The organism is Aquimarina discodermiae (assembly GCF_040786235.1).
GTDB lineage: Bacteria > Bacteroidota > Bacteroidia > Flavobacteriales > Flavobacteriaceae > Aquimarina.
The window spans coordinates 1-16971 of sequence record NZ_JBFMKP010000010.1; the positions used below are offsets into that span (position 1 = coordinate 1).

Here is a 16971-nt window from a genome sequence, read left to right on the forward strand (position 1 = left end):
ATCAACTATTTGGTCATACTCTTTACAAAATTCATCAATAATACAGAATATTTCAGTAACTTTAGCATAAGATATCATAGATAGGTTTTTAGATTAATAAATTGAAATTCAGTACTTTAATTCACTAAAAACTTATCTTTTTTGCTACAAAAAATCCTCTAAATATTAATCGAACTCAGGTTAATACAACAGATCAAAAAGTCATTGATAGTATTCTTAAATTAAAAGAAAAACACAAGCGGTGGGGTGCTAAAAAAATCAGAGTTTTATTGTTTAAAGAATTTACAAAAGAACAAATTCCATCTGTGGTGACTGTTCATAATATTCTTCGAAAAAACGGTTTGGTATCTCCTCAAAAACGCATGCGAAGAATAAAGCCTCTCTACCCTATTTTTGATCCAAAATCGTGTAATGAAGTATGGAGTGCCGACTATAAAGGAAAGCTCTTAATGGTATAATCCCCCCTATGTTTAGGACAGAATATTAAAAAAATAATATGTTAATGATTTTTAAAGAGGGGGTCTGGGGGGGGGGAGACTCATAACTTCCCTTTTTTGTTAACAACCCTTCTTTCATTTTGTTTTTCATTTAGGTTTTGTTTATAAACCGCTATTGGATGTTCATTATCCAGATTTTGATGTCTACGCTCTTTGTTATAATAGTTGAACCAAGTTTTTACTCCTTGGTAACATTGTATTCCATCATCAGCTGGGAACAAATATACATGTTCATATTTTAGACTTCTCCAAAGGCGTTCTATAAAAATATTGTCAATGGCTCTTCCTTTTCCATCCATGCTTAATCGGATATTTCGATCTTGGGTTACATAGTTACTAAATTCCAGAGCAGTAAACTGGCTACCTTGATCGGTGTTTAGAATCTCTGGAGTTCCATATTTTTCTATAGCAGTATTCAAAGTCTGTTTGCACCATTCAGCAGTCATGGTATTAGATAATGACCATCCGACTACAAAACGACTATACAGGTCAATAATGGCAACTAAATACAGATAACCACCTTTTACAGGAACATAAGTAATATCCAACGTGTTTTACAACAGTATAATCACTATATAACTTAAATATATCTTCTATATGAGATTCATTAATTTCTATTAAATCAAATCTATCAGATTTCAGGGTAGGGAAATTTTTCAAATCAATTCTTTATGTGATATAAGTTGCTAACTTTAGAATAAGCTTCTAAAATTTTCAAATAACTATAAAATTTGTTTGCTCAAATTATGAGGTCTGGTCACAAGCTGCTATCCGTTTTTTATAATAATCTTCTAAGGTAAATAGAACAGGTGAGAAAAATTCGTGCGTTTCTATTAAGTTTATGATTCTATCGGTTCTAAATTCTCGATAGTCTTTTCTTAATTGACAATAGGCAATCATAATCCAAGTATTGTTGGTAAAATAAACTCCTAACGGCTCGATCAACCGTTCACTATATTTTTTTGATGCGGTCGCATATTCTATTTTAAGTACTCTGAAATTGGTAATTGATTGCTGTATGACCGATAACGAGGTACTAGCGTTTAGGCCGTCATGACGAAATGTAAAAACTCGTTGATCCAAAATTTCAAGTTTCTTTTTTTGATTTCCTCTTAACACTGCAATTACTTTATCTACAGCTTCCTGATATTCATTAATCAATGACTGATCATTATTTGTCTTTATTATTTTTGCAGCGGTAAGCAAAGCATTTGCTTCTTTTTCTGTAAACATTACTGGAGGCAATGTATATCCATCTACCAAATAATATCCTGTTCCTGCTTCTGCACCTACAGGAACCCCTGCCTCTGTTAAAGCTTGCATATCTCGATATATGGTTCGTACACTAACCTCAAACTTTATTGCTAACTCTGAAGCTTGTATAACTTTTCCCGATTGTAGTTTTACCAGGATTGCGGTTAATCTATGTAAGCGTTTCATTATTGACCTTCTTGTTCTTCTGCAGATGGATTAATTCCTTCAATTTCATTTAAATCGGTAATATTCTCCATAAAATATTCAATTTCTTCACCTTCTTCTTCAGGTTCGGTTTGTACTACTTCTTCATTACTATTTCTTTTATCTTTTATCATACCCCCAGTCATTATCAAACTGGTTCCTATAATTACAAATAATAAAATGCCAGGTTCAAAACCTTCTATCGTAGCTTCTGCGGGAATCGCATAAAATAATAATACAGTAATCAAGCCTCTGGGAGCAATATATAATTGAGGAGAAATATCTTTCCCCATAAAAAGACGAAGCAACCCAAATCGAATCACGTATATAGAAATCAATATTAAAATACTTATCAAAGTAACTTTTAGACTTAATAAAGAAGAAAGAACAATTGTAATTCCGAAAATCACAAAAAATAATGTCCTTACTACAAAAGCAGTTTCTGCGGTAATCACATGTAGCTCATGATAAATAGACTTTGCTTTTTCGAGATCGAGATACTCTCTTAATTTCCCTCTAAAAAACAATTTCATATTGGCTATTACCAATCCAAAAATAAGAATAATGATGAGCGAAGATAGGTGCATTTTTTTTCCTAAAGCGTACAATAACAACAATACTGCAATCAATAAGAATAATTTTACCTGACTTTTTATTTTCTGAAAAATTAGAATAATCGCATAACTTACCACCAATGAAATTACAACAGTAAGTATTAGGTTTAAAAAGAAACCCACTACTCCAGAATCTTCTGCAGGATTTAGTCTTCCTGCCAGAAAATAGAACAACATAATCCCCAAAATATCAGAAAAAGTACTTTCGTAAATATGAAATTCTTTCTTTAAATCTGATAAACCGGAAACACTAGGTATAATAATGGCGCTAGAAAGTATCGATAGCGGAGTTGCATATAACCAGGCAGATTGCATTGTCATTCCATCTATTAGTGCTTTTAATATTACAGCGGCTATAAACGTAGAAGCTACCAAACCTAAAAGAGCAATCGAAAAAGATTTTACTATAGGAATAAGTTTATCTCCTTTAAGCTCTAGTTCGAGAGCAGCTTCTAAAACAATCATTATTAACCCAACAATTCCTAATACCTCGAGCATAGGAAAAAAATTAATGGCATCTCCTACTCCAAATGCTTTAAGAATATACTGTAAAATAATTCCTAAAACAATTAACAGAAGTACCGCGGGCACATTGGTTTTTTTTGCAACCCCATTAAATATAAAAGACAAAATAATTGTTATTGAGATGCCGATGATAACATTGTACGAAGAAAAAATTTCCATAGGTTGGTTTAAAGATAATGCTTGAGTAAACGGATGAAAAGATAATAAATTATTTAATTTTAAATACTAATAAAGAGGAGTATACTTATCTTTATTGAGTTACTTACTTTTAGCGTATGATATTCGAAACAGAAAGATTAGTAATTAGAAAACTACATACATCAGATATTAAAGAATTTTATGACATGCAAAACAACCCTAAGGTTATGCAGTACATAAAAGATACTATGAATAGGCATCAAAGTGAGTTAGAACTAAAAAGATTTATTGATTACTATACTAATGATACACTTTACTATAACATATGGGCCGTAGAAGAAAAAAAAGAGCAAATATTAATTGGTATATGTGGTGTATATAAAAACATACGATCCGAATATGAAATAGCTTATAGATTAAGAGAATCATATTGGCAGAAAGGATTTGGAAAAGAAATAGCAAAAAGTTTGATTAACTATTGTTTTCTTGAAACCAATATCGATGAACTCACTGCATATGTAAGAACACAAAATAAAGGATCTATAAGTATTCTCGAAAAAGAAATGCAATTTGTATCCGAATTTTATTGCGAAAAGGCAAGTACTTATGAAAGAGTGTACAAGCTAAAAAAGAAAAACTGGGTAGTTGCATAAAGTTTCTAATTTAAAACTTTTTTTATGTCAAATCAGGGATTGATTATTGAAGAACGCAGTCGGGATATTGGTGATTTTATTGTTGGCAGACTTATTCCATTTAGAAAAAAAAGAATGGTAGGTCCTTTTATTTTTATTGATCATATGGGACCAACGACCATCAAAAAAGGAAACTATATCGACGTTGGACAACATCCTCATATTGGTTTATCTACCCTTACGTATTTGCTAGAGGGTGAATTAATCCATCGAGATAGCATTGGTACCTCACAACGTATAAGTCCCGGATCTGTAAATTGGATGGTTGCAGGTAAAGGAGTTACTCATACAGAACGAACCCCTATAAATTTAAGAAATGATCTTGAGCATAGGGTTCATGGATACCAAATATGGGTAGCATTGCCAAAAGAACTCGAAGATATAACTCCAGAATTTCATCATTTCGAAGTTAATGAATTACCTAACTGGCAACATAACGGAGCAAATTTCAGGCTTATTGCGGGTAGCGGATTTGGAAAAAAATCTCCGGTACCAGTACACTCTGATCTCTTTATGGTCGAAATAATTACAGATAAAAATTATGAACTACAAGTAAAAGGAGAATTAAAAGGTGAAATCGGTATCTGCATTGTAAAAGGAAAAATTAGAGCATGTGATAACAATATAGAGCAAGGAAATATGTTAGTGTCTAAAATCGAAAATGCATGTAATATATTAATAGATCCCAATACCCATATTATTTTGTTTGGCGGTCAACCTTTTAATGAAAAACGTCATATCTACTGGAATTTTGTATCTAGCAGCTTAGAAAAAATTGATCATGCAAAAAAGCGATGGAAAAATCACGACTTCCCAAAAGTAAAAGACGATGATTCTTATATTCCACTACCCGAATAAAGTATTAAAAAGGTTATACTAGTTCTCTTCTTAATTCATTCAAGGTCATGTTACTATTAATTAATTTGGTAATTACTTCTTCTCTAAATTCATCCAAATCATCATAGTCATAATACTTAGCCCATTTATGTGTTTCTAGTAAGTTTTTAATTTGTTTAATCAGTTTACGGGTTGCATCTGCAGATCTTACCACCGCCATTTGATCATAATCGGGGTTATCCTTATGCATATAACTTACTTTTTTGTTCTCAAAATCTACCGAAATGTAATATGCATCTACATCGGGGTCTAGGTTTTCTCTAAAATCACTCCAATCGGCATATCCCAATCGAAGATCGTCTATCTCTGCAGGGAAATCTGATACCAATCGCCATTGGCATTTTGCTGCTCTTCCCCAATGGTTAGACATTCTATATACTCCATGTTTGGTATAATAATAAGTACTTCCAGACTCGCTTCTGTAGTTTGGTTTACGTCTAGAGATTTCTCGTAAAGAAGCTCCTCTAAACACACAATATGTCTTATTAAAAAAATTATAGCGAGTATAGACCTTTACCTGCTTTTTTTCCTGATGTTCCAATTACTTTTGTTTTTCCAATTGCAAAGAAATCATAATTTTATCAGAAAATGAAAACAAGTTTTTAACATAATTTAAGAAACCCTATTAATGTCAAAATGATTGCTTTATTAAAACTGTTTAAAGTTTATTTATTAAATTCATAAAAAAAAGTAAGGAAATGGGGTCAAACAAGACTTTTAATCTCATTATTCTATATATTTACCCGAGTTTTCAAACCAATTGCAATGTCTAAGGAAAGAGAAAAGATTATAGCCAAGTTAGAAGAACAAAAGAAGAACCCAAATCTTAGGTTAAAATTAAAAGAGCGAACAGAGTATTTTACAAATTTGCTTTTTTATACGTTATTCGATATCGACACAGAAGTAGCTAAAAATATTGATCTTCTGGAAAAAACTTTTGAAGAACTTGTTGATTTAGCATGTTGGGATACCGAAAAACCTTGCAGTAAACTTTGGCAATCTTATCTAGAGACCTTACCTGGGATTCTGGAAAAACTAAACCTGGATGCCCAAGCGTTTATAGAAAGCGATCCGGCAGCCAATTCTATAGAAGAAATTTATATGGCTTACCCTGGGTTTTATGCAATTGCTATTTATAGACTTAGTCACGAATTGCAAAAATTTGGTTTACCATTGGTCCCTCGTTTAATGACAGAATACTCACATAGATTAACAGGTGCCGATATTAATCCAGGTGCCGAAATTGGAGATTCTTTCTTTATCGATCATGCCACTGGTATTGTTATTGGTGAAACTGTTATTATAAAAAACAATGTAAAAATCTATCAGGGAGTTACATTAGGAGGGTTATATGTTGCTAGAAAATTACGTAATGTAAAACGTCACCCTACGGTAGAAAATAATGTTACCATCTATGCCAATGCAACCATATTAGGAGGTAGTACCATTATTGGTGCAAATAGCACTGTTGGTGGTAATGCATGGGTAACTTCTTCTGTACCAAAAAATTCAATCATTTCTAATACTGCAGAAATCAAGATAAAAAAAGTTATTTAATGTCACATAGCATCTTAGACCTTATCGGAAATACACCTTTGATAAAGGCTACTTCGTTAATCAAAAATCCAAATATTTCATTATATCTAAAACTAGAAGGTCACAATCCAGGTGGTAGCGTAAAAGATCGTGCTGCCTACAACATGATAAAATCTGCACTAGATCGAGGTGAAATCAATTCTGAAAGCAGACTTATTGAAGCTACCAGTGGTAATACAGGAATAGCATTGGCAATGATCGCAGGTATTTTTAAGCTTAACATAGAGCTTGTCATGCCAGAAAACTCTACCAAAGAACGTGTACAAACCATGCGTGCTTATGGCGCAAAAGTTACCCTTACACCGGCAGATGATGGTATAGAGGGCTCTAGAGATTATGCAGAAGCCAAAGTGGCAACAGAAGGTTATGTGATGCTTAACCAGTTTGCGAATAATGATAACTGGAAAGCGCACTATAAAACAACCGGACCAGAAATCTGGAAAGATACCGAAGGAAAAGTAACACATTTTGTTTCCTCTATGGGAACAACAGGTACCATTATGGGGACTTCTACTTTTCTAAAAGAACAGTCCCAGGCAGTACAAATCATAGGTGTACAACCTACTGACGAATCCAGAATTCCTGGAATAAGAAAATGGCCAAAAGAATATTTACCTAAAATATTTGATGCTTCTAAAGTAGATCAGGTAATAGAAGTTAGTCAGGAAGAAGCTACCACTATGGCCAAGCGACTTGCCAAAGAAGAAGGTGTATTTTCTGGTATGAGCAGTGGCGGAGCGGTAACTGCTGCTGTTAAGCTTGCAGAAACTTTAGATAGCGGTGTACTTGTAGCCATCATATGTGATCGTGGAGATCGTTATTTGAGCGCTGACTTATTCGATTAAATTATTTGTATCGAATAAACTCACAATACACCAGCAAAAAACAATTTTTAGATTTCTAAACTTACCGCAAATAATTATCATGAATTAGATTATTGACCTAAGCCAGGAAATCTTTTCTGGAATGCCTGTATACAAAAGTTTACCCCAGGTAAAAATAAGCATGTACAGCTCTCATGAAGAATGGGAAGGTATAAAACATCCTTAAAATCCTACCCAAATGTTAACAAATTAGAGGAGGTACAGGTTCTCCCATAAGAGCTGTTGCTATATTTAAGTAATGATTCTAATTTATAGTAATAGTATCATATATCGAAAACATACTCCATAGAAGTAACAGTTTATCTGTAAATACCATAACCTTATCAAAAACCGATAGTTTTTTTCAGAAGTAATATAGGTTCACACACTTTCCCACTATTATTTTTTAATAATGCATGTTTATTGCATTAAGAATTGCATTTTTTGATAAAAACCTGTAAAACAACCTAATACTCAAGAGTAAAAAATCATTTGACTTATTTTACCATTTTTTGAAGAATTCTTGACTTATTTTACCTATTTGTAATTAATTATTTGATTTTTAACATAATAATTTACGTAGCTTTTTAAAAAAACATATTTTTATACTATTAACTAATTTAAATACCCGATCACTTTATTGGGGGTTTAACTCAACAATTTTACTTCACATGTACACAAACATTTTAAGCGGAAGGCTTTTTCTTCCCATGATTTTTCTGGCATTATCACTAAGTGTTAATGCACAAAACAAGAAAGAAGCTCAACAAATTCGTAGTCAATACAATTTGTCTAAGCTTCAAAAAATTGAACAGGATTTTTCTACAGAATCCCAAATCCAAAAACAAGAGGCCTTAAAGATGGCTAAGCAACGTGGCTGGGAAACAAAAGTTACCAATCCCGATGGAAGTTATATGGAGCTTCAAAGGGTTGAAAACGGTAGACCTATCTACTATTGTACTACCAATGTAAACTCGGCTAGATCCTCCCGAACCAACCATCTAAATAGTGGTGGCTCATTAGGTCTCAATCTTATGGGGCAAAATATGACCGCTTACGTTTGGGACGGCGGTGTCGCCGATCGTAATCATCGCGAATACGATGGACCCGGCGGAAATAATAGATATACCCCAGGCGATGGAAGTGCCTCTAGAGATCATGCAGCACACGTAGCGGGCACCATTATGGCTTCTGGCGTTACTGCCAGTGCCAAAGGTATGGCACCACATGCAAGAGTCATTGGTTACGATTGGAATAGTGATTTATCTGAAGCTACTTCTGCTGCTGCTAACGGAATGTTGGTTTCTAACCATTCTTACTCTCTGAGAGGAGAACCTGCTTCTTCTTACGGGGCATATATTACAGAGTCAAGAAATTGGGATCGAATCATGTTTAATGCACCAAACTATTTGGTAATTACTTCTGCAGGTAATAATGGAACAGCCAACATCAATAATAATCCGGTAGGAGGAGTAAATGGCTACGACAAGTTAGTAGGGCGTGCAGCTGCAAAAAACACTTTAACAGTGGCTAATGCTCGAAATGCTAATATAGACAATAATGGTAATTTAATTTCTGTATCTATTAATAGTGGAAGTAGTCAAGGGCCTACTGATGATTTAAGAATTAAGCCAGATATTGCAGGAAACGGAACAAATATATATTCGACGCTAAGAAATAATACCTATGCATCCTATACGGGTACTTCTATGTCTTCACCAAATGTAACAGGTACACTTTTACTTTTACAACAACATCAAAGAAACACACACGGTTTTTTTATGAAAGCAGCTACCCTAAAGGGATTAGCACTACATACCGCAGATGATGCAGGAACTAATGGCCCTGATCCTAATTTTGGTTGGGGATTACTTAATGCAAAACGAGCCGCAGAAGCCATAACTCAAAAAGGAAATCAATCCAGAATAGAAGAATTAACACTTAGTGCAGGTCAGACCTATACCATAACTGTAAATTCTGATAATGTAAATCCATTATTAGCATCTATTTCCTGGACAGATAGAGCAGGAACAGTTAATAACTCTGCAAACTCACCCAATCCAGTTCTTGTAAACGATTTGGATATTAGAGTAACTAAATCGGGAACAACTTATTCTCCCTGGAGATTAACAGGAGTTACTACAAACGGGAGAGGTGACAACACTGTAGATCCCTATGAGCGAGTTGATATTTCGAGAGCTTCAGGAAGCTATACCATCACCGTTACTCACAAAGGTAGCTTAACTGGTGGTAGCCAGGCATTTTCGCTAATTATTACAGGGGTGACCGATACGCAAACTCCTTGTACTGCTACGGTTCCTACCGGAGTTACAGCTTCTTCTGTATCAGGAACCAGCGCTACAATTTCGTGGTCTGCCGTATCTGGTGCTACTTATGATGTTAGATATCGTCAAACGGGTACTTCTTCATGGACTACAGTTGCTTCATCTGGTACATCGGCATCCTTAAGCGGATTAAATACTACTACTCAATATGAAGTTCAAGTACGCAGTAAATGTTCATCAGGAAACTCTAATTACAGTTCATCGATAAACTTCACGACTACCACTGTTGAAATCGATTATTGTACTCCATCAGCAGGGAGTCCCGACGGGCAGCACATCACTAATGTCACTATTGGCAGTATCAACAATAATTCTGGAGCTGGCAACAACGGGTACACCGATTATACGGCTCAAAGTACTGACCTAAGCGGAAGTGGTACTTTATCCGTTACAGCTCAATCTACTTGGGCATTAACTAAAGCAAAAGCCTGGGTAGACTGGAATAAGGATGGTACGTTTAGTAATTCTGAAGAAGTACTTAATGGAGCAGGAACTGTAACCAATAGAACATATACAAGTACCATAACAGTTCCTAATGGAGCTTCAGGAGCGGTTAGACTTCGTGTTAGAGTAGCATACTCTAGTGATCCTACCCCATGTGGAAACATCCATTTTAGTGACACAGAAGATTATACCCTTAACCTAGGAGGTATAAATCCTGGCGATACGCAAGCACCAACTAAGCCGACTAATTTAACAGTAACCAGTGTTACAGATGATGAAGTAAATTTAAGCTGGACTGCATCAACTGATAATGTTGGAGTAACTGGATACGACGTTTACAGAGATGGTAATTTTCTGGGAACTACCGATAATGGAGATACAACGGCTAGAATTTTTAATTTAGAGCCAAATACAAGATATACCTTCTATGTGATTGCAGTTGATGCCGCTGGTAATAAATCAACCGCTAGCGATACAATAACTGCTACTACAGGAGGCACAAACCCTGGCGATACGCAAGCACCAACTAAGCCGACTAATCTAACAGTTACCAGTGTTACAGATGATGAGGTAAATCTAAGCTGGACGGCCTCGACCGATAATGTTGGAGTAACCGGATATGACGTTTATAGAGATGGTAATTTTCTAGGAACTACCGCTATTGGAGATACAACAGCTAGAGTTTTTAATTTAGACGCAGATACAAGATATACCTTCTATGTGATTGCAGTTGATGAAGCTGGTAATAAATCAACCGCTAGTGATACGGTAACCGCTACGACTACCGGAGGAGGAGGTACAAATCCAGAATATTGTACCCCATCAGCAGGAAATTCAGGAGGACAACACATCACTAATGTTACTATTGGTAGTATCAATAATAATTCTGGAGCTGGAACTAATGGGTATACCGATAATACATCACAAAGTACTAACATAAGTGGTAGTGAATCTTTATCGGTGACTACTCAAGCTACTTGGGCATTAACCAAAGCAAAAGCTTGGGTAGACTGGAACGGAGATGGTACTTTTAGCAATTCTGAGGAAGTACTTAATGGATCTGGAAGTGCGACCAATAGAACCTATACCAGTAATGTAAGCGTTCCAAATGGGATTTCTGGTGCGGTTAGGCTTCGTGTAAGAGCATCTTATTCGAATGACCCAACCCCTTGTGGAACAATCTATTTTAGCGATACAGAAGATTATACCATCAATGTTTCTTCATCTGGTGCTAACGTAAATTTATCTAAAGCAGAAAATGCTGGTATTTCTTTCTTCCCGAACCCTGCAAGTAATTTTGTTACGATACAAGGAAACTCCTTAGTTTCTTATAGAGTCATCAATATTATTGGGCAAACGGTTCAAAAAGGTAAATTAACTACGAATCAGGTTAATCTTTCTAATTTAAGAAATGGGATTTATACAATAGAAGTTGTTCGTAATGATCAAAAAACATTTAGGTCTAAAATTCTTAAGAAATAAACGATAGTAATTCCTAACTAAAAGAATTAAACCCCAAACTAAATAGTTTGGGGTTATTTTTTGCCCTATTTGAAAAAAACAATAACTGTATAAGTAACATTCTATAAACTCATGACATATACTGATACTTCATAAAGTAACTACTAGTAAAAATTATTTAACTAAGTATATGAAAAGAGAACAACATTTAGTATTCTGTAAAAAATGCACACATCGAGAAATGGATTTACAACAAGGGCTTATTTGCTCGCTTACTCAAAAAAAGGCTGATTTTATAAATGAGTGTCGTAATTTTACTCTTGATCCTAATTATCAGGAACGCTTTGATGATACAGAGCTCTTAGAGAATCATGTCATGAAAAGCTTGATTGATGATAAAATATTAAATAAACTAAGATTAGAACAAAACTACCCTTTTGGATTAATTTCTGGAATAATCACCGGTATTATTGGGGCAATACTTTGGGGAGTAATCTCTTTGGCCACCGGATACCAAATTGGTTATATGGCACTTGCCATAGGGGCTGCAGTAGGGTTATCCATTCGATTTACTGGTAAAGGAGTAGATCAGATCTTTGGGATCTCTGGTGCCGTAATCTCTATACTAAGCTGTTTATTAGGTAACTTCTTTAGCATTATTGGTTATTTAGCTCATCAGGAAAATTTGGGATATCTAGAAACGCTAGTGCTATTTGATTATTCATTATTACCAGCAATATTACAGGAAACTTTTAATTTTATGGATTTATTATTTTATGGAATCGCTGGTGCCCAGGGTTATAAACTTGCCTTTAGGACTTTTACAGAAAAGGATATCGCAGTAATAAAAAATTAATTGAATGTGCGGAATGAATAATAACTCATCATTATCAACCTGACTTATTTCAGGTTCTTGTTATAAATTATTGCATATGAGTGTAATAAGATTCCGAAATAAATTCGGAATGACATTGAAAATATCATTATTACACAAAGCGGATAATCATAAAATTAATTATGGATATTCACAATACAATACTAACTTTGAAATCGAATATAAAATCTACTACTTTAGTTTAAAAGAGCCAAACATGCTTCCTGATCAAAAACTGCTTATACAAACATTAAAAGAATATTTTGGTTACGATAGTTTTCGTCCTTTACAGCATACTATTATTACCTCTGTTTTTGAAGGGAAGGATAATTTGGTCATCATGCCTACAGGAGGTGGTAAATCTATTTGTTATCAATTACCTGCTACATTACTACCAGGGGTTACTTTGGTCATTTCGCCACTTATCGCATTAATGAAAGATCAGGTCGATGGACTTATTGCTAATGGTATCGAAGCCGCTTATATAAATAGTAGTCAGACAGAAAGTGAGCATCAGAACATCATTCAAAAAATAATAGATAAGAAAATTAAGCTATTATATGTGGCTCCAGAAAGTCTTTCTTTTTTGGATGTTATTTTTTCAGAAATTAAGATAAGCCTAATTGCTATAGACGAAGCCCATTGCATCTCTGCCTGGGGTCATGATTTTAGGCCCGCCTATACCCAATTGGGCTACTTAAAAAATAAGTTCCCTCAAACCCCGGTAATTGCATTAACCGCAACAGCAGACAAAGCAACCCGCCAAGATATTTGTGATCAATTAAATATCCCTAATGCCACGCAACATTTAGCATCTTTTGATCGTAAAAACCTAAGTCTTGAGGTACGACCTGGTAATAAAAGGATCGAACAGATTATCGATTTCCTTAAAGATAAAACAAATGACTGTGGAATTGTATATTGCTTAAGCCGAAAAACAACAGAATCACTAGCAGAAAAATTAAGGCAACAGGGATATGCTGCCGAGGCTTATCATGCAGGGATAGAACACCAGAAAAGATCGCAAGTACAAGAAAGCTTTATTAATGATACTATACAAATTGTCTGTGCAACAGTCGCTTTTGGAATGGGGATTGACAAATCTAATGTTCGTTGGGTAATTCATTATAATCTACCTAAAAATATAGAAGGATATTATCAGGAAATCGGTCGTGCAGGAAGAGATGGTCTCCCATCAGAAACACTATTGTTTCATAGTTATGCAGATGTGGTGCAACTACAAAAATTTGCGAACATGTCTGGTAATCAAGAGGTACAACTGGCAAAGTTAGAACGAATGAAACAATATGCCGATTCTCTAAGCTGTAGACGTAAAGTATTATTAAGTTACTTTGGAGAACTAATACAAGAAAATTGTGGTAATTGTGATGTCTGCAAAAACCCACCAATATTTATCGATGGCACTATAATTGCACAAAAAGCATTATCTGCAGTAGCTAGAGTGAAGGAACAAGAACCTATAGGCACCATCATAGATACCCTAAGAGGGGCGCAAAATGCCGCTGTGTATGATAAAGGGTATCAACAACTAAAAACTTATGGTATTGGCAAAGACATTTCATGGAGAGATTGGCAACAATATATCATCCAGTTAATCAATCAAGGGTATCTGGAGATTGCATTTCATGAAAATAACAAACTTAAGCTCACTTCGCTCTCTCGACATATTCTATTTGAAGGAAAAAAAGTAAGCCTGGCTCATTTAAAAGAATTTGAAAAAACAAAACAGGTAGCCATAGAAAAGATCGATAAAGGTAAGGCTCCTGATCTCTTCGAAAAGCTACGATTGTTACGCCTAGAATTGGCAAAAGAAGCAGGTATACCTGCCTACCAGATTTTTAATGATGCTACATTAAAGGAAATGGAAAAGTTTCGCCCAATGACCGACGAAGAATTTATGCAAATCAACGGAGTTGGACGTCAGAAAATGCAAAACTATGGATATCAATTTATAAAGTCGATTATCGATTTTTCTAACGAAAAAAAGAAAAAAAGAAAAACCAGTGTTAATAAGGGAAATACACATAAAGAAACCTTCGCCCTATATCAACAAGGATTGTCTATAGAAGAAATATCGTCGCAACGTAAACTAGCGACATCTACAATTTTTTCTCATATTATGAAACTGTATAGTGATGGCGAAGCTATCGATCTGAATACCTTTATTAGCAAAGAAGATATTGATGCGGTCAAAAAAGCTAAAACAGAATTAGAAAACCCAGAAACCCTAAAGCCTTATTTTGAATATTTTGAAGAATCAATGTCTTATAATACCATAAAACTAGCACTCACTATTCTCGATCAGGACTCTTAATATTTATACCAGTTCTATATTTTATTTTGAAATATGGAGCAAAAAGAAACAATTTTAATAGGTAATATCATTTGAGAAATGGTATTACTATATATTCGATCCAAATTTATTTAAAATACTCACTTTATTATTGGTAGTAATATAAGGATCATCAATAGCTTTTTTAATCAATTCACGGGTATTATTTTTATGCAACAATAATGCATACATCTCTAATATTGTGATTCCATTTATATGTTCTTCTTTGATAGTTAACACATCACCTTCTCTTACTTCTCCTGGCTCAAGTACTCTTAAATACACCCCTGGATATTTCCCTAAAACAAAGTCTTTTACCATTTTTTGTGTTTTAAAACGTACTCCCAATTTATAACAGGGTTGCCTGGGTTGAGAAATTTGTACTATAGCTGTACCCACCGAATAAATAGATCCGATCTTAACGATACTTTCATCTAATTCTTTTACTGTAAGGTTTTCACCAAACATTCCATAATCCCATTTTAAATCAGGGTACTTTTCTTTCCAGAATGGATAGTGATCTGCCGAATACATATAGCAGGCTTTATCAACGCCTCCATGTACTCTTCTATCCATTACATGATCTTTTTTAACATCTTCTTTTTCCAAATAAATAGGTTCATTAACGGGATATTTATAGATTCCTGTTTTCACTTCTTTATTATTCCATATAATAGTTGTCGGTACTCCAATATTAGTTGATAAAATCTTCATGCTAGTCATTTTTAAAATCAACAGTATTCAAAATTAATCCAGATCCAGGTACAATATGTTCCAAAACAATTTCTTCTGATTTTGGATCTAGCGTTTTACGTATATAATCCAAATCTATTTTTCCTTTTCCCAAATCTAATAATGCTCCCATCATTAATCTAATTTGATTTCGCTTAAAGCCCTCTCCTTTTACTCTTAACAAATAACTTTCTTTAGGAAAAAAATTCGCTTTATAAATTTCATTTTTCACTATTTCACAACAACTAATCTCACCTTCTAAAATTGTATGTTTTGTAGGGCGATGACAATACGATCTAAAACAATGTTTCCCTTCAAACAGTTTAGCACCAAGTTTCATAGTTGCTATATCAAGTTCTTCTGCTATATTATACATAAAAGGAGCACAAAATGGGTGAAACTTTTCTCCAAAAGAAAATAGATATACATATTCCTTCACTTTGGGAGATTGAATAATATTAAATTTTTCATCCGTTTCTTTTATATCTAATGCCCTAATGTCTTGAGGAAGATTTTTATTAAATAGCGGAAAAAAAGATGTCATATCCAGGGGTTGGTGATCGACAAACAATTCTATATACGTTTGATTTGCAGAAACCTTTGCATCAGTTCTTCCCGAAGCCAATACTTTAAAATCTTTATGCTCTAGAACATACGATACGGTTCTTTCGACCATACGCTGTAGTGTATTTACATTTGGTTGTTTTTGCCACCCGTGATATCTAAAACCAAGATATTGTAACTGAATAATATAATAAAAACGTCTTCGAAACATTGAATATGTGTTTTACATAGATCGAATATAGATATTTTATGCATTTCACCGATAATTGTAAGGTTTTTATTATAAAAATATCATAAACCTCAATCTTTAATTTATTATATTTGGGTAAAGCTAATTAATAATTTAAAATCGACTTAGTTATGGTAAAAGCAAAATATCAAAGTGTACTTGATTTAGGACAAGAGTTAAACATTCAAAACGGTAATGTTTCTGAAGAAAAAGGAAAGTTAAAGATCAAAGGTACTGCTAAAACCCAGTATGAAAAAAATCAGCTTTGGGACAAAATAAAAGAAATAGGAGGAGATTCTCCATCAGATATCATAGCCGATATCGATGTAGAAGATAGCTCTGTATATCATAGACATATTGTAAAAAGCGGTGAATCTTTAAGCAAAATTGCAAAACACTACTATAAGGATCCTATGAAATATAAAGCAATTTTTGAGGCCAACACAAATATTCTTTCAAATCCAGATGTGATTCATCCAGATCAAGAATTAGTGATTCCTAACTTATAACAAGTACACTCTACTATAATCAATTAAAAAGGCCACTCAAAAGGTGGTCTTTTTTGTATATAGTGATATGTAAATTTTATATGTATATTAGCCCTCCCCCCATAAAACGTTAACTAATTTTTAAGTAAAACGTTGGTTGTTAAACACAAGTACGAATTCTTTTTAATAAATAATTAACAA

15 protein-coding genes are annotated in these 16971 nt (G+C 34.1%); 9 read left to right on the forward strand and 6 right to left on the reverse strand.

From position 1 onward, the window contains the following. Window positions 1–269: 269 nt before the first annotated feature. Complete coding sequence (locus tag ABW636_RS07660) at window positions 270–458, forward strand: hypothetical protein (protein ID WP_367589379.1); 189 nt, start codon at window positions 270–272, stop codon at window positions 456–458. A gap of 80 nt (window positions 459–538) precedes the next feature. On the opposite strand, the gene ABW636_RS07665 is transcribed toward ABW636_RS07660, so the two are convergent. The 3 genes from ABW636_RS07665 to ABW636_RS07675 all read right to left on the reverse strand — a co-directional run bounded on the left by ABW636_RS07665 (window position 539) and on the right by ABW636_RS07675 (window position 3253). Then, the gene (locus ABW636_RS07665) at window positions 539–1045 is read right to left on the reverse strand and encodes a DDE-type integrase/transposase/recombinase (protein WP_445012682.1); all 507 of its coding nucleotides are present in this window, start codon (window positions 1043–1045) and stop codon (window positions 539–541) included. 196 nt (window positions 1046–1241) lie between these two features. After that, window positions 1242–1937, reverse strand: a complete 696-nt coding sequence (locus ABW636_RS07670; RefSeq protein WP_367589380.1) for a helix-turn-helix transcriptional regulator — start codon at window positions 1935–1937, stop codon at window positions 1242–1244. Then, on the reverse strand, window positions 1937–3253 hold the full coding sequence (locus tag ABW636_RS07675; RefSeq protein ID WP_367589381.1) for a cation:proton antiporter domain-containing protein: 1317 nt from the start codon (window positions 3251–3253) through the stop codon (window positions 1937–1939). Before ABW636_RS07675 ends, ABW636_RS07670 begins: the two co-directional genes overlap by 1 nt. A gap of 116 nt (window positions 3254–3369) precedes the next feature. On the opposite strand from ABW636_RS07675, the gene ABW636_RS07680 reads away from it, so the two are divergent. Both ABW636_RS07680 and ABW636_RS07685 read left to right on the forward strand, forming a co-directional pair. After that, entirely contained in the window at window positions 3370–3885 is a 516-nt protein-coding gene (locus tag ABW636_RS07680; protein ID WP_367589382.1) for a GNAT family N-acetyltransferase, read from the forward strand. A 24-nt stretch (window positions 3886–3909) separates the two neighbouring features. Then, complete coding sequence (locus ABW636_RS07685; protein ID WP_367589383.1) at window positions 3910–4782, forward strand: pirin family protein; 873 nt, start codon at window positions 3910–3912, stop codon at window positions 4780–4782. 13 nt (window positions 4783–4795) lie between these two features. Here ABW636_RS07685 and ABW636_RS07690 read toward each other — a convergent pair whose 3' ends face one another. Continuing rightward, a complete protein-coding gene (locus tag ABW636_RS07690) occupies window positions 4796–5362 on the reverse strand; it encodes a hypothetical protein (RefSeq protein WP_367589384.1) in 567 nt (188 codons plus the stop codon). A 224-nt stretch (window positions 5363–5586) separates the two neighbouring features. On the opposite strand from ABW636_RS07690, the gene epsC reads away from it, so the two are divergent. The 5 genes from epsC to recQ all read left to right on the forward strand — a co-directional run bounded on the left by epsC (window position 5587) and on the right by recQ (window position 14739). Then, window positions 5587–6378 (forward strand): serine O-acetyltransferase EpsC, encoded by a 792-nt coding sequence (gene epsC, locus ABW636_RS07695; protein ID WP_367589385.1) that lies wholly within the window; start codon window positions 5587–5589, stop codon window positions 6376–6378. After that, the gene (gene cysM / locus ABW636_RS07700) at window positions 6378–7262 is read left to right on the forward strand and encodes a cysteine synthase CysM (RefSeq protein ID WP_367589386.1); all 885 of its coding nucleotides are present in this window, start codon (window positions 6378–6380) and stop codon (window positions 7260–7262) included. The genes epsC and cysM overlap by 1 nt, the downstream gene beginning before the upstream one ends. Window positions 7263–7951: 689 nt before the next feature. Continuing rightward, on the forward strand, window positions 7952–11551 hold the full coding sequence (locus tag ABW636_RS07705; RefSeq protein WP_367589387.1) for a fibronectin type III domain-containing protein: 3600 nt from the start codon (window positions 7952–7954) through the stop codon (window positions 11549–11551). A 169-nt stretch (window positions 11552–11720) separates the two neighbouring features. Beyond that, window positions 11721–12386: a hypothetical protein gene (locus tag ABW636_RS07710; RefSeq protein WP_367589388.1), complete on the forward strand. Its 666-nt coding sequence runs from the start codon at window positions 11721–11723 to the stop codon at window positions 12384–12386. A 235-nt stretch (window positions 12387–12621) separates the two neighbouring features. Continuing rightward, window positions 12622–14739, forward strand: a complete 2118-nt coding sequence (gene recQ, locus ABW636_RS07715) for a DNA helicase RecQ (RefSeq protein ID WP_367589519.1) — start codon at window positions 12622–12624, stop codon at window positions 14737–14739. Window positions 14740–14826: 87 nt separating this feature from the next. Here the strand turns inward: recQ and ABW636_RS07720 are convergent, their stop codons facing one another. Together ABW636_RS07720 and ABW636_RS07725 are read right to left on the reverse strand one after the other, a co-directional pair. Continuing rightward, window positions 14827–15471 carry an MOSC domain-containing protein gene (locus ABW636_RS07720; RefSeq protein ID WP_367589389.1) on the reverse strand — a complete coding sequence of 215 codons (645 nt, stop codon included), beginning with the start codon at window positions 15469–15471 and terminating at the stop codon, window positions 14827–14829. A gap of 1 nt (window position 15472) precedes the next feature. Beyond that, window positions 15473–16264 carry a tRNA pseudouridine synthase A gene (locus ABW636_RS07725; protein WP_367589390.1) on the reverse strand — a complete coding sequence of 264 codons (792 nt, stop codon included), beginning with the start codon at window positions 16262–16264 and terminating at the stop codon, window positions 15473–15475. Window positions 16265–16413: 149 nt separating this feature from the next. Here ABW636_RS07725 and ABW636_RS07730 point away from each other — a divergent pair, with 149 nt between their 5' ends. Next, complete coding sequence (locus tag ABW636_RS07730; protein WP_367589391.1) at window positions 16414–16791, forward strand: LysM peptidoglycan-binding domain-containing protein; 378 nt, start codon at window positions 16414–16416, stop codon at window positions 16789–16791. Window positions 16792–16971 lie beyond the last annotated feature (180 nt).

What these genes read in the sequence shown, in the direction of transcription:
- ABW636_RS07670 (WP_367589380.1), bottom strand. Translation starts at nt 1,937, where the DNA reads ATGAAACGCTTACATAGATTAACCGCAATCCTGGTAAAACTACAATCG.
- ABW636_RS07675 (WP_367589381.1), bottom strand. Translation starts at nt 3,253, where the DNA reads ATGGAAATTTTTTCTTCGTACAATGTTATCATCGGCATCTCAATAACA.
- ABW636_RS07680 (WP_367589382.1), top strand. Translation starts at nt 3,370, where the DNA reads ATGATATTCGAAACAGAAAGATTAGTAATTAGAAAACTACATACATCA.
- ABW636_RS07685 (WP_367589383.1), top strand. Translation starts at nt 3,910, where the DNA reads ATGTCAAATCAGGGATTGATTATTGAAGAACGCAGTCGGGATATTGGT.
- epsC (WP_367589385.1), top strand. Translation starts at nt 5,587, where the DNA reads ATGTCTAAGGAAAGAGAAAAGATTATAGCCAAGTTAGAAGAACAAAAG.
- cysM (WP_367589386.1), top strand. Translation starts at nt 6,378, where the DNA reads ATGTCACATAGCATCTTAGACCTTATCGGAAATACACCTTTGATAAAG.
- ABW636_RS07705 (WP_367589387.1), top strand. Translation starts at nt 7,952, where the DNA reads ATGTACACAAACATTTTAAGCGGAAGGCTTTTTCTTCCCATGATTTTT.
- ABW636_RS07710 (WP_367589388.1), top strand. Translation starts at nt 11,721, where the DNA reads ATGAAAAGAGAACAACATTTAGTATTCTGTAAAAAATGCACACATCGA.
- recQ (WP_367589519.1), top strand. Translation starts at nt 12,622, where the DNA reads ATGCTTCCTGATCAAAAACTGCTTATACAAACATTAAAAGAATATTTT.
- ABW636_RS07720 (WP_367589389.1), bottom strand. Translation starts at nt 15,471, where the DNA reads ATGAAGATTTTATCAACTAATATTGGAGTACCGACAACTATTATATGG.
- ABW636_RS07725 (WP_367589390.1), bottom strand. Translation starts at nt 16,264, where the DNA reads ATGTTTCGAAGACGTTTTTATTATATTATTCAGTTACAATATCTTGGT.
- ABW636_RS07730 (WP_367589391.1), top strand. Translation starts at nt 16,414, where the DNA reads ATGGTAAAAGCAAAATATCAAAGTGTACTTGATTTAGGACAAGAGTTA.